Genomic DNA, 13,388 nt, shown 5'->3' with positions numbered 1-13,388 from the left:
TGCTAGCGTTTGTTTTGAGCCGCAGATATCGGCCTGCCGCCCACGCTGGCAAAGCAACGCAATATCTACCTACTACATACCTCAAATGAATTGGTTGTCACCCGGAAGGGATGTGTGCAGCGAGTGGGCCGCCGTATACGTTTTTGTCGGTAATGTATTAACCATAGTGACACCACTAGCCAAATTATGCTCGATATCAAAACGTTGAAACATCAGGCTAAATGTCTAAAGCGTCAGATTCAGTGCTCGCACATGCAGGCATTGGAGCTCGTTGCGCGTGAGCAAGGCTTTGAGAATTGGCATGTGTTGTTACGGTTTGCAGAAGATACCCAGCGAAATAACCTGTTGCGCAGTGAAGCGTCGAATAAGCAAAGAATGGTGCTGGAAGTGCCTCTCTATTCGTCGGTTCCTGTGGGTTGGCTTATCGGCAGAAACACCTACTCAACGTCTGCTCATCATCAACAAGGAACGATCAAAGAAACGATCAATGAACTGGAAGTTCCTGTGTCTTGTTGGCGAGATAGTTAATTGAGGTAACACCGGGATGACACGACAGGGAGTGATCCATGAAACGTGCTATCTTCGGAGCGCTAGCCGCTTCAATGCTGTTAAGTACCACGGTATACGCTGAAACTATCTCTATTTCATGCGGTGCTGTCGGACAGGAGCTTGAGCTTTGTCAGGAAGGTGTCGAGGCTTGGGAAAAAGAAACCGGGCATACGGCGAAAATCGTCACCACCCCGAATTCAACCACCGAGCGCTTGGCCTTGTATCAGCAACTTCTTGCTGCGGGTGCAAACGACATTGATGTTTTCCAAATTGATGTCATATGGCCTGGGATCTTAGGTAATCACTTTATTGACCTCAAAGAATACTCCAATGGGGCGCAAGATCTTCATTTCCCCTCGATCGTCGCAAACAATACCGTCAAAGATCGTCTGGTTGCCATGCCATGGTTTACCGACGCTGGTGTGTTGTATTACCGAAAAGATCTCCTAGAAAAATATGACGAACAACCGCCGGAAACGTGGGAGCAACTGACTGAATCCGCCCAAAAGATCATGGATGCCGAACGTGAAGCGGGTAATGACAAAATGTGGGGGTTTGTCTGGCAAGGTCGCGCCTATGAAGGCTTGACCTGTGACGCGTTGGAATGGGTAGCATCGTATGATGGCGGCACCATTGTGGATGAAAATGGCAAGATCACGATTAACAATGATAACGCGAAGCAGGCCCTGACGACGGCAGCGGGCTGGATCAATACCATATCGCCACCTGGCGTATTGAACTATGGCGAAGAAGAGGCGAGAGGGGTATTTCAAACCGGAAACGCCGTCTTTATGCGTAATTGGCCATATGCTTGGTCACTGGGCAACAGTGACGACTCACCAGTCAAAGACAAAATTGGCGTAGTGGCTCTTCCAAAAGGGGGAGAGAACGGGAGTCATGCCGGCACCTTGGGCGGATGGCAACTCGCGGTTTCAAAGTATTCTGAGCACCCTGAGGTGGCAGCAAGCCTTGTCATGTATTTAACCTCACTTGAAGAACAAAAACGTCGCGCAATTGTCGGCTCCTATAACCCCACCATTGAATCTTTGTACGAAGACGAAGAAGTGCTGACTGCCGTACCGTTTTTTGGCAGCCTCTACAACACCTTCGCTAACGGGACCCCGCGTCCTTCCACAGCGACTGGCGCGAAATACAATCAAGTTTCCAATGCCTTTTGGAATGCAACTCATAGCGTGCTCTCTGGCAACGTGACGGCCGACGCCGCGCTTACCAAGTTAAATAAAGATCTCAAGCGCATCAGCCGTGGTGGCCGCTGGTAAATCTCTATATCCCTCTCAGGCGCGCTGTGCGCCTGACAGTTGCATTTAAAAGGAAATACTATGGAACATACCAGCGCATTGACGCGCAGGCGCGTACGCGCCGCCTGGTGGTTTCTGACGCCTATGCTCATTACGCTCGCGATGGTGGCGGGTTGGCCATTGCTGCGTACGTTTTGGTTCAGTTTGACTAACGCAACATTGGACGGCAGCGGGGCGGCGGAATTCATAGGGTTAGATAACTACTTCATACTCGAAGACGGCGAATATTACGGCATTTTGTTCGACCCAACATGGTGGCAATCGGTGTGGAATACACTCTATTTCGCCGTTGTGTCGGTCAGTTTGGAAACCGTGTTTGGTGTTATCGTTGCTTTGGTACTTAACACCAAGTTCAAAGGACAAGGTTTGGTGCGCGCCGCCGTATTGGTGCCTTGGGCTATTCCCACCATCGTTTCTGCAAAAATGTGGGGTTGGATGCTTCACGATCAGTTTGGGATCGTGAATGACTTTCTGATGACATTGGGATTGATCGCTTCTCCGTTGGCATTTACGGCAGACTCGGATCTTTCTTTGAATGTGGTTATCGCTGTCGACGTTTGGAAAACGACGCCATTTATGGCATTGCTGATCCTTGCGGCTTTACAAATGTTGCCCTCTGATTGCTATGAAGCCGCCAAAATTGACGGAATACACCCAGTCAAAGTCTTCTTCAAAGTTACCCTTCCCTTGATCATGCCTGCCATCATGGTCGCCGTTGTTTTTAGGGCACTAGACGCATTACGCGTGTTTGATTTGATCTATGTTTTGACGCCATCAAACGAAGCGACGATGTCAATGTCTGTATACGCAAGGCAGAATCTTGTTGATTTTCAGGATGTTGGATACGGATCGGCCGCGTCGACGTTGCTGTTCCTTATTGTGGCTTTGTGCACCATTGCGTATCTGTATATCGGACGCAGAAACATGAATGAGGGGGCATAGGATGTCTAAGAAATGGTATTTGCGCGCCGGGTTTTACCTCTTGGTGTCGGTGATTGTGCTGTTCTCAGTATTCCCATTTTATTACGCTATTTTAACCTCATTCAAATCAGGATCAGCCTTGTTTGAGGTGGAATATTTACCGTCAGTGTTTGATTGGAGCAACTACGCGTCAGTGTTCTCAGGCGGCACCTTTGGCCGAAACTTGTTCAACTCCGTGTTGGTTTCGACGGTCGTCGTGGCGATTTCTCTGCTGCTTGGTGTTACTGCGTCTTACGCATTAGGAAGGATACGCTTTCGCGGTAGAAACATCGTATTGCTCACCATTCTTGGGGTGTCGATGTTCCCTCAGGTCGCCGTTTTATCTGGCTTGTTCGAGCTGATTCGCGCGTTTGGGCTTTATAACTCCATGCCGGGTCTCGCGTTGGCTTATATGATCTTCACGTTGCCATTTACCGTGTGGGTGCTCACAACGTTTATGCAGCAACTCCCTCTGGAGCTCGAAGAAGCGGCAATTGTCGATGGTGCGTCCCCTTGGCAGATCATCACCAAAGTCCTCATGCCCTTATTGTGGCCTGCTTTGGTGACAACGGGACTGTTGGCGTTTATCGCAGCATGGAACGAATTTCTGTTCGCACTGACCTTTACCTTGACCAATGAGCAGCGCACCGTGCCAGTAGCTATCGCCTTAATTTCAGGGGCAGGTCAGTACGAGTTGCCATGGGGAACCATCATGGCAGCGTCAGTAATTGTCACCGTACCATTGATTGTCATGGTGCTCGTCTTCCAGCGTCGTATCGTTTCTGGCTTAACCGCTGGCGCAGTGAAGGGGTAATCAAGAACATGAAAAACAATCAACAATTGTGGTGGAAAGGCGCGGTTATCTACCAAATCTACCCTCGGAGCTTTTACGACGCCAACCAAGATGGAATTGGGGATTTGCCGGGCATCACTCAACAATTGCCGTATGTGGCGGCGTTGGGGGTTGATGCCATTTGGCTATCTCCTTTTTTTAAGTCTCCGATGAAGGATTTTGGCTACGATGTGTCGGACTATCGAGATGTGGATCCTTTGTTTGGAAACTTGGAGGACTTCGGAAACCTGATCAAGGTGGCGCATGATCTTGGATTAAAAGTCATGATCGATCAGGTGCTAAGTCATACCTCGGATGAACACCCTTGGTTTGAACAGAGCCGTATCAGCCGAGACAACGTCAAATCAGATTGGTATGTCTGGGCTGACGCTAAACCAGATGGAACACCTCCAAATAATTGGCTATCCATTTTTGGCGGGTGCGCTTGGCAGTGGGAAAGTCGCCGACAGCAATACTATTTGCATAACTTCCTTGTGAGTCAGCCGGATTTAAACTTTCACAATCCGGAGGTGGTTGCGCATCTTCTGGATACCGTCAAATTTTGGCTGGATCTGGGTGTCGATGGGTTTCGACTGGATACAGTGAATTTCTACCTACATGACAGCCAACTTAGGGACAATCCTCCACTTCAAGCGGGGGATACCAAATCCTTAGGAGTGCCCGGTGCCAATCCCTATTCGATGCAAAAGCACAAGTACGATATCTCACAACCAGAAAATGTGGCGTTCCTTACCAAACTTCGCGCGCTGCTTGATCAGTATGACGGTATTACCACCGTGGGAGAGATTGGCGATGACAACCCATTGGCTCTGATGGCGCAATACACCAGTGGCAATGACAAACTTCACATGGCGTATACGTTCGATCTATTGAACGTGCATCGCTCGCCTGCATATATCGCGTCTGTGATCGAAAGGATTGAAAAGGCGATAGGTGATGGCTGGGCGTGTTGGGCGTTATCAAATCACGATGTGGTGCGCTGTATTTCCCGCTGGGGGGCGACGGAAACGAGTCAGTTTGCCTATGGCAAGGTGTTACTTGCGCTTTTGACCTCGCTTCGAGGCAGCGTTTGTTTGTACCAAGGTGAAGAATTGGGACTGCCAGAAGCCGATATACCCTTTGACAAGATACAAGACCCCTACGGCATTCCGTTCTGGCCAGAATACAAAGGGCGAGATGGATGTCGCACGCCGATGCCTTGGTTATCAGGTGACCTACATGCCGGATTCAGCAGCCAAGAGCCTTGGTTGCCTATCGGCGATTCCCATACCGAACTTGCGGTAGATACTCAGGAACATATGCCAGGCAGCATGCTGGCGCACTATCGCCAGTTCCTTCGTTGGCGAAAGCAACACAGTGTACTGGTCGCCGGAGAAATGGGTGATGTACTTTCATCCGTCCAAGGGCTTCGGTTTGTGCGAAGCGATGAAAACGCCCGCATATTGGTCGCCATTAACCTGAGTGATTCGGAGATGGAAATTACGCTACCCGAAGGCTCTTGGCATGCGCTTCGTGGTCACGGATTTCAATTCAACCTCAAGAACGACGTTGTCACGCTTCCGCCTTATCAGGCGGCGTTTGCGTCGGATTTAACTGAGTAAGGATGCATTATGGCTGAGGTTATTTTAAATAAAGTAAACAAGAAATTTGGCAAGGTCCATGTGACGAAGGATGTGGATCTGCACATTGATAAAGGTGACTTCGTGGTGTTTGTGGGGCCGTCAGGTTGTGGTAAATCCACCTTGCTACGGCTGATTGCAGGGCTGGAAGACATCACCAGTGGTGAGTTAATGATCGATGGCCGAGTTTGTAATGACTTGCCGCCGCCTGATCGGGGGATTGGTATGGTCTTTCAATCCTACGCCCTTTATCCGCATATGACTGTGTACGAAAACATGGCATTTGGCCTCCAACTGGCGAAAACAGAGTCTAAAACGGTAGAAGAAAAAGTGTTAGGGGTAGCGAAAGCATTGCAATTGGAGCCATTGCTTGAGCGAAAACCCAAAGCCTTATCCGGTGGTCAACGCCAGCGTGTGGCAATAGGTCGTGCGATAGTGCGTGAACCAAAGGTATTTTTGTTCGATGAGCCATTATCGAATTTGGATGCATCACTTCGTGTTCAGATGAGAATGGAGATCGCACGTCTTCATGAGCGTTTGGGGGCGACCATGATCTACGTTACACATGATCAGGTGGAAGCCATGACATTGGCGACCAAAATAGTCGTTTTAGATGCTGGACGGGTTGAGCAAGTGGGTTCGCCACTTGAGCTGTATAACCACCCCGCGAATACGTTTGTGGCGGGTTTCATCGGTTCTCCAAAAATGAATTTTTTGACCGCAGATATTGTTGAAACAGGAGAAGTCACGACGCGAGTACAGATTCACCGAGGCCAAGAGATCGACGTGTCAGCCAATACGTTGTCGGCAAATGTGGGTGATCCCTGTGTGGTTGGTGTTCGTCCCGAGCACATCCGTTTCGGAGAAAAAGATGCGATTCAGGAAGGCGGCGTAGAACTGAGTGTGGTGGAACAACTCGGCAACGAGTGCTTGATGTATTTTAATACACCTCAGAGCAATGAACCGGTGGTTATCCGCGTTGAAGGGCAAACAGGGATCAAGGCGGGCGATAAACGCTGTATCGAGTTTCCCGCCGATTATTGTCACTTGTTTAATCGGGATGGGAAGGCTTTCAAACGATCTGTCGTGGGGGAAACATCAACGTCGATGGTTACTGAATTGGTCGCTGAATCGATCTCAAAACAGTAAGTGAGTTTATTTTCATCTCAAAAACAAAATAGGCTGCTGATGCAGCCTATTTTTCGATGGTGTTTTCATCAATGAGGGACGACACCTGAATAAGGAATACCTGCCAATTCGGCGATGTCTTTGTGGAACGTCGCAATGTCATCAATGTTGAATTGAGACAAATGATCGTGGCCACATGCTCTTGCCATCACCTGCATTAAATGGGTTGATGCAGTAAAGAAGTTATACAGCCTTTCAGCGGCTACCTCGACATTGAGCCGCTTGCGAAGCTCAGGATCTTGTGTGGCGATACCAGAAGGACACATGTTGCTGTTACACATGCGCGCACCAATACAACCAATGGCTTGCATAGCACTATTTGACACGGCAATACCATCTGCACCAAGAGCCAATGCTTTAATAAAATCACTGGGGACACGAAGGCCACCCGTGACGATTAAGGTTACGTCTCTGACACCTTGCGAGTCGAGAAAGTGTCTTGCTCTGGCTAATGCAGGAATGGTTGGGACGCTGATGTGATCACGGAACAATACAGGTGCAGCACCTGTGCCACCGCCTCTTCCGTCCAAAATAATGTAATCAGCACCCGCATCAAGCGCAAATGCGATATCCGCCTCAATGTGATTCGCACTGAGTTTAAACCCTATGGGTACGCCGCCACTGGCTTTACGCACATCATTAGCAAGCGCAGCGAAATCGGCGGCTGTTTTTAAATCAGGGAAGGTCGCGGGAGAGATGGCATCATTTCCTTCAGGAATGCCACGAACCTGAGATATTTTACCGTGGTTTTTTATGCCAGGCAGGTGGCCACCAGTCCCTGTTTTTGCGCCTTGGCCTCCTTTAAAATGAAACGCTTGGACATCTTTAACTTTGGATAAGTCAAATCCGAACTTGGCGCTGGCGAGCTCATAGAAGTATCGGCTATTAGCAGCATGTTCTTCGGGTAGCATGCCGCCTTCGCCTGAGCAAATACCTGTTCCTGCTTTTTCAGCACCGCTTGCGAGGGCAATTTTGGCTTCCTCAGACAGCGCGCCAAAACTCATGTCAGACACGAAAAGAGGTGTGGCCAATGTCAGTGGTTTTTTGGCATTGGGTCCGATAACCAGTTCTGTCCCGACAGCCGCATCATCCAGTAATGGCTTAGTCGCCATTTGTGCCACCATAATTTGAATTTGTTCCCACTCAGGAAGCTTGTATCGAGGTACACCCATTGAGGTCATAGGGCCATGATGGCCAAACTTGCTTAGTCCATCTTTCGCGAGCTGGTGGATCAGCTCAACATGGGGCTCTTCTTTCGTAGCTTTGGCGGCTGGGGCAGCATCAACATGTTGTACTTCCGGCATCGGTTTGCCGATATTCTCGCTGGTATATCTTGCATGGGTACCGTCACAAAACGGTGCATTGCCAGTGTGTTTGCATGCGCAGAACCAAGCGTCACCGTCTTTGTCTGCCTTGTATGCCAGTGGCGTAAAGGAGGTTCCTGCATGCGAGCCATCGCAGTACGGCTGTGATTTAGAACGACCACAGCGGCAGTAATAATATTCCTTGTCCTTTTCGAGCGTGACCTTAATTGGCTGGTTGCCGGACACAATAGGGTCTGTCATTGTTTTCTCCTTACACGACATTGTTATCCTTTCCTGACGTGTTTCCGTCATTAAGAAAGTCACTACAGTATGGCAAAGCGCAAACGATGGGTTTCTAGCATTTATGAGTCATTGCTAACATTCGCTTTTTTTAGTTCTCCGACCCAAGCTTGCCAAGGGGGTAAGTTGAGTGTCGATTGAATTTCCTCGTCGATCTCCATCATTTGAGGAAGGTGTATTGTCTTTGCTGGGCTAGGTAAATTGAGTTTTATCGTTGCAGCATGAGGGGAGCCGTTTAGAGCGATGATAAGTGTCTGCCCCTCATGTTGACGCTCAATCACCATCAAGGTTTGGTTAAAGGCCACTAAACGGCAACTGCCAAAAAGCAATGCAGGCTGAGATTTACGCCAAAAGAGCAGAGCCCGAGTGAACTGCAATACTGACAATGGCTGACTTTCCTGTGCAAGAACAGAGAAGTCAGCGTGATTCGGGTCAGGTGGCAACCATGTTCGTTTTTCACTAAACCCGAAATACGGCTTATTGTGGTCCCAAGGCATTGGTGTTCTGCAGCCGTCACGCCCTACGTAATGTGCGATCACTTGTTGACCGAATAAATCCCGTCGGTGTTCGGGCGGAACGTCCGCTTCGGGCAAGCCAAGTTCTTCACCCTGATATAGGGTAACGACGCCTCTCAAGACAGCCAGAAGCGTGAGCAGCAATTTTGCTGCATCGGGTTGATTGTGTGCATCCTGCCAACGGCTCACAACACGCGCAATGTCGTGATTTCCTGTGCTCCAGCAACCTAAACCTGGATGCACCGTTGCAAAAAATTGTTGGAGTTGCTCTCCAACTTGTTGAAAGTCTTGGCACATGCTGAGTGACTCGAAGACATTCGCGGCGTCTAATGCGTCCGCCTCGCTGGTATAACGATCGATGGTCGGGTAGGGCGAGGGATCGCTCAGTGAGCCCAATAGCCACTTTTTTTCTTCGTAACTGTCAGCTATTACCCTGAGCTGTTTGAGCAAGTGAATGTTTTCCGGGCGGCTAATGTTGTAGCGCTGGCTTTGATATCGGTAGGGGTCTGCTCTATCAGGATCTTGCCAGCCAAGGTGTTTGGATGGGTTATTTCTCAGTTTATCGTCATGCAAAAACAGATTTACCGAATCCAACCGCAACCCAGTGACGCCAAGTTCAAACCAAAAACGTACGTTAGCAAGTAGTTGCCGAACGACATCGGGGTTGCGGTAGTTTAAATCTGGCTGATTACTGAGCGTATTGTGAAGATAGTACTCGCCTCGAGTGGGGTGCCAACGCCATGCTGACTCACCAAATATCGTCAACCAATTGTTGGGTGGTGTCCCATCGGGCTTTGCTGGAGCCCATATGTACCAATCTTTTTTTGCATTGGCTTCACGCTGGCTGCTTTCTATAAACCAAGGATGTTGAGTGGATGTGTGGTTTGCCACTAAATCCATAAAAACGGCAATATTCTTCAGTTTTGCCTCTGCAATCAGCGTCTTGAAACTTTCAATGTTTCCGTATTCAGGGTTGATTTCACGTAAGTTGGTGATGTCGTATCCAAAATCACTGAGTGGAGAGTCAAAAATCGGAGACAGCAAAATTCCGTCGACACCGAGACGTTGAATGTAACTTAGCTTTTCTTTTACGCCATCGAGATCGCCCACGCCATCCCCGCTACTATCAAAAAAACTTCGAAGATAGACATAGTAGAGAACGGGTGAGGAAAGTGGGGTCATAGCTTCTTATTGGTTTCCAGATGGTTAGGTGAGGAAGGCTTCGTTACTTCGATAAGATTAGCTTAGGTTGTGTCATCGTGAGTGCGCAAATGCGACGTGTTTACAGTGTAAACCCACTATTACCTTATGAAGACTATGGTTTTTGGTGCAATTTATTAAGTAAAGAAAAGGGTTGTAATTTGTTGGACTTGACTTTGGTGTCTACTATTTGTACAGGTGTCGCCAAAGTGTGACAACAATACTTTAACGATGAGCAATGTGGGATCAGAGCTATGGGATTGTTTGGTAATAGCCAAGACAGTGTAATGAAGCAAGTGCTTGATAAAGCAACTGACGCCGTTGTTTACACTGATAAAAAAAATAGGGTTAGCTACATCAATGCTGCCGCAGAGCAACTGTTTAACGTTTCTGCCAAATCGATAACTGGACAAGACATCGAATCTCTCCAATTGGGGGCGATTCAAGAAGGTGTGACTCGCTTGGAGAAGCAAGCGAAAGATGGTTCAGTTATCTGGATTGAGTTGTCGACGTCTCGTATCAACGTGTCGGGTGGTACAGGTTGGTCGGTGTTTGCGAAAGACATTTCTTCTACCTTGCAAGAGCAACAACGTGTTGAGCAGATGCTGTCGCAATCGGTCAACAGTGTGGTCTCTATTGATGGCAATAATAACGTGACCTACATGAACGCTGCCGCAGAGAAGCTCTGGGGGTATCGTGCCGATGAGGTGATTGGTAAGAATGTAAAAATGCTGGTACCAAAAGAAATCCAAAAGTTTCATGACACCTATGTGAATACGAATCGGCAGACCAGAGTTGACATGATTGTGGGTACCAGTCGAGATGTAGAACTAGAGCAAAAAGATGGCAACAAGATCTGGGCGAACCTCTCTCTTTCTCGAACCGAGGTGGGCGGTGAGGTCGGTTATACCGCCTTTGCCCGTGATATCACAAAGGAAAAAATTGCCCGAGAAGAGAATGAACAGGTGCTTCGTCAGGCCATTGATGCCGTGATAAGTATTGATCAGAACAACTTGGTTACGTTTTTTAACCCAGCGGCAGAAGCACTTTGGGGTTACAACTCAGATGAAGTAATTGGTAACAATGTAAAAATGTTGGTGCCAAAAGAGTTTCAGCCGAATCACGATAACTATGTAAACAATAATCGCCGTACTGGGAACAATAAGATAGTTGGCTCTGCCCGTGAGCTTGAGCTAGAACGCAAAGATGGCGTTCGTATTTGGGTGAACTTCTCACTCTCGAAGGTAGATATAGGTGGCAGCATCGGTTACACAGCGTTTGTTCGTGATATTACCGAGCAACGCATGGCGCAGGAAGCCATAAACCAAACCTTGTCACAAGCCTTGGATGCAGTGGTTACGATTGACGACAACAACATTGTGACCTTTTTCAATCCAGCTGCGGAAGCTCTTTGGGGATATGTCGCAGACGAAGTGATTGGGCAAAACGTGAAAATGTTAGTTCCACCAGAAATCCAAAGTAATCACGATAACTTTGTCAACGCTAACCGTACGACGGGATTGGATAAAATAGTTGGTTCTAGCCGCGAAGTGCCTATTCATCGTAAAGATGGACAGATTTATCACGGCCTGTTATCGCTATCCCGAGTAAAATTGGACGGCCAGACGATATATACCGCGTTTGTTAAAGATGTCACTGCGCAAGTTCAGCAGCGCGATGGCATGGGTGAAATTATGGATGGCGTTGCAAAATCGAGTGCTGAAATTTCTAACATCGCGAAAGTCATCGATGGCATTTCAGAGCAAACCAACCTATTGGCCCTGAACGCCGCAATCGAAGCTGCGCGTGCCGGTGAGCATGGCCGCGGTTTTGCGGTGGTTGCAGATGAAGTGCGTCAACTCGCATCGCGATCTTCGGAATCCACTAACGAGATCAATCGCCTGTCAGATGACACTCAAAAACTGTTAACGGAACTATCAGAAGTCCTGAAAGTAGCAACAGGTCATTAAAACATCGAGAGGGAGACAAGGTGTCATCGGTCTCCCTTTTTCTTTCCCCTCAAAATATCGCCTACCATACTGTAATAAAAGCAATTGTATTGATATATGCATCAATAAAGAGACACGGACTGTGCTTCTCTCACCTAGACTTGTCATGAGCATAATCTTATTCCTGTCGGAGCATCTAAATCTCCGCTGGAGGTAACGAGGGACAATGTCATGAATAATAACGAATCCGATATCGTCACTGAGCCTGAAAAAGGGAGTTTTGAGTGGCGTGCTTTCTTCTTTATCGCCGTTTTTCTCTTTCCAATTTTAAGTGTCGTCCTCATAGGTGGCTATGGGTTTCTGATCTGGATGAGTCAGGTGTTTATTTTTGGGCCTCCTGGTCACGGTTAAAAAAACAACCCGCTTTGACATCAAAATGAGCAGACGATCATGAAAGAATTTATTCGTAAACTCTGGGCCACGCTCAGACGTCCGGCAACAAAAATCAGTTTAGGGACTTTAACACTCGGTGGGTTTATTGCGGGTGTGATCTTTTGGGGCGGTTTTAACACGGCCTTGGAACTGACAAACACTGAACAGTTTTGTATATCGTGTCACTCAATGCGAGACAACGTTTACCCTGAGCTTCAAAAAACGGTGCACTGGTCAAATACCTCTGGCGTGCGGGCAACCTGTCCGGACTGTCACGTGCCCCACAATTGGACAGACAAAATCGCGCGTAAGATGCAGGCCAGTAAAGAAGTATTTGCTCAGATATTCGGTGTGATTGGGACGCGGGAGAAGTTCCTTGATAAGCGATTGGAGTTGGCGCAGCACGAATGGGCGCGTTTCTCTGCCAATGGCTCCGCTGAATGTAAGGCATGCCATAAGTACGAAAGTATGCAGCTCGAAAACCTCCGCCCAGCCGCGCGGATTCAGATGACCCATGCTGCGAAAACTGACCAAAGCTGTATCGATTGTCATAAAGGGATTGCACACCAATTACCTGCAGAAATGGACTCAACAGGTGGCATGCTTGGTAAGTTGATCTCGCTGTCTCACAGTACCAGTTACGATAAAGACAAACCCCTTTACAGCGTCAACTTCTTAGAACTCTATACCGATGACGCATTGAAAAACGATGGCGGTGTGCTTGAACCTGCCACCATGGTGACAGTGCTTGATGACAACGATGATGCCATCAAGGTTTCGCTGACAGGGTGGCGGAAAATGAAAGGCTTTGGCCGTGTGGTCTATGAAGACTTTGGTTTAAATATTCCCTCTGCTGCGCTGTCAAAAGCGGTGGCGCAAAGTCAAAGCGATATCCGAACGTTTGAGACCAAAGAAGACGACCTGACTGGCCTGACATGGCAACGTATCGAAGTGGATCTTTGGGCGAAAAAAGCGGATTTCGTAGAAAGCATCGATCCTGTATGGACAGAAGCAAAACAAGCGTATGACACCAACTGTAGCCTGTGTCACACCCAGCCAGATGTGGCGCATTTCGATGCCAACACTTGGCCTGGTATGTTTGACGGCATGATGGGCTTTGTGAACTTCGATCAGGCAACACAAGTGCTTGTATTGAAGTATCTCCAGAAGCATTCCAGTACGTTTGTTGAACATTAAGGA

The 13,388-nt window shown here is 48.2% G+C and carries 11 protein-coding genes; 9 read left to right on the top strand and 2 right to left on the bottom strand.

Features of this window, described 5'->3' with window-relative positions:
• Positions 1–186: 186 nt before the first annotated feature.
• From LRP49_RS08285 to LRP49_RS08260, 6 genes are read left to right on the top strand one after another with little or no spacing between them, the layout of a single operon-like run.
• Positions 187–528: a glyoxalase superfamily protein gene (locus LRP49_RS08285; RefSeq protein WP_274141562.1), complete on the top strand. Its 342-nt coding sequence runs from the start codon at positions 187–189 to the stop codon at positions 526–528.
• A gap of 38 nt (positions 529–566) precedes the next feature.
• Positions 567–1,829 (top strand): ABC transporter substrate-binding protein, encoded by a 1,263-nt coding sequence (locus tag LRP49_RS08280; RefSeq protein WP_274141561.1) that lies wholly within the window; start codon positions 567–569, stop codon positions 1,827–1,829.
• Between the two features lie 60 nt (positions 1,830–1,889).
• Entirely contained in the window at positions 1,890–2,810 is a 921-nt protein-coding gene (locus tag LRP49_RS08275) for a carbohydrate ABC transporter permease (protein WP_274141559.1), read from the top strand.
• A gap of 1 nt (position 2,811) precedes the next feature.
• Positions 2,812–3,642, top strand: coding sequence for a carbohydrate ABC transporter permease (locus LRP49_RS08270; RefSeq protein WP_274141558.1), 831 nt, complete (start codon positions 2,812–2,814; stop codon positions 3,640–3,642).
• Positions 3,643–3,650: 8 nt separating this feature from the next.
• The gene (locus LRP49_RS08265; protein WP_274141557.1) at positions 3,651–5,282 is read left to right on the top strand and encodes an alpha-glucosidase; all 1,632 of its coding nucleotides are present in this window, start codon (positions 3,651–3,653) and stop codon (positions 5,280–5,282) included.
• A 9-nt stretch (positions 5,283–5,291) separates the two neighbouring features.
• Positions 5,292–6,449 (top strand): ABC transporter ATP-binding protein, encoded by a 1,158-nt coding sequence (locus LRP49_RS08260; RefSeq protein ID WP_274141555.1) that lies wholly within the window; start codon positions 5,292–5,294, stop codon positions 6,447–6,449.
• 68 nt (positions 6,450–6,517) lie between these two features.
• Here LRP49_RS08260 and LRP49_RS08255 read toward each other — a convergent pair whose 3' ends face one another.
• Together LRP49_RS08255 and LRP49_RS08250 are read right to left on the bottom strand one after the other, a co-directional pair.
• The gene (locus tag LRP49_RS08255) at positions 6,518–8,053 is read right to left on the bottom strand and encodes a glutamate synthase-related protein (protein WP_274141553.1); all 1,536 of its coding nucleotides are present in this window, start codon (positions 8,051–8,053) and stop codon (positions 6,518–6,520) included.
• A 101-nt stretch (positions 8,054–8,154) separates the two neighbouring features.
• Entirely contained in the window at positions 8,155–9,789 is a 1,635-nt protein-coding gene (locus tag LRP49_RS08250) for an alpha-amylase family glycosyl hydrolase (RefSeq protein ID WP_274141552.1), read from the bottom strand.
• A gap of 272 nt (positions 9,790–10,061) precedes the next feature.
• Between LRP49_RS08250 and LRP49_RS08245 the strand changes: the two genes are divergently transcribed.
• From LRP49_RS08245 to torC, 3 genes are all read left to right on the top strand, one after another.
• Entirely contained in the window at positions 10,062–11,777 is a 1,716-nt protein-coding gene (locus LRP49_RS08245) for a PAS domain S-box protein (RefSeq protein WP_274141551.1), read from the top strand.
• Positions 11,778–11,987: 210 nt separating this feature from the next.
• Complete coding sequence (locus LRP49_RS08240) at positions 11,988–12,167, top strand: periplasmic nitrate reductase, NapE protein (RefSeq protein ID WP_274141550.1); 180 nt, start codon at positions 11,988–11,990, stop codon at positions 12,165–12,167.
• A gap of 39 nt (positions 12,168–12,206) precedes the next feature.
• Positions 12,207–13,385 (top strand): pentaheme c-type cytochrome TorC, encoded by a 1,179-nt coding sequence (torC, locus tag LRP49_RS08235; RefSeq protein ID WP_274141548.1) that lies wholly within the window; start codon positions 12,207–12,209, stop codon positions 13,383–13,385.
• The last annotated feature ends 3 nt before the right edge of the window (positions 13,386–13,388 follow it).

Origin of the sequence: Enterovibrio qingdaonensis, assembly GCF_028683135.1 — a bacterium.
GTDB classification, from domain to species: domain Bacteria; phylum Pseudomonadota; class Gammaproteobacteria; order Enterobacterales; family Vibrionaceae; genus Enterovibrio; species Enterovibrio qingdaonensis.
This window is presented reverse-complemented; position numbering and strand designations above follow the sequence as displayed.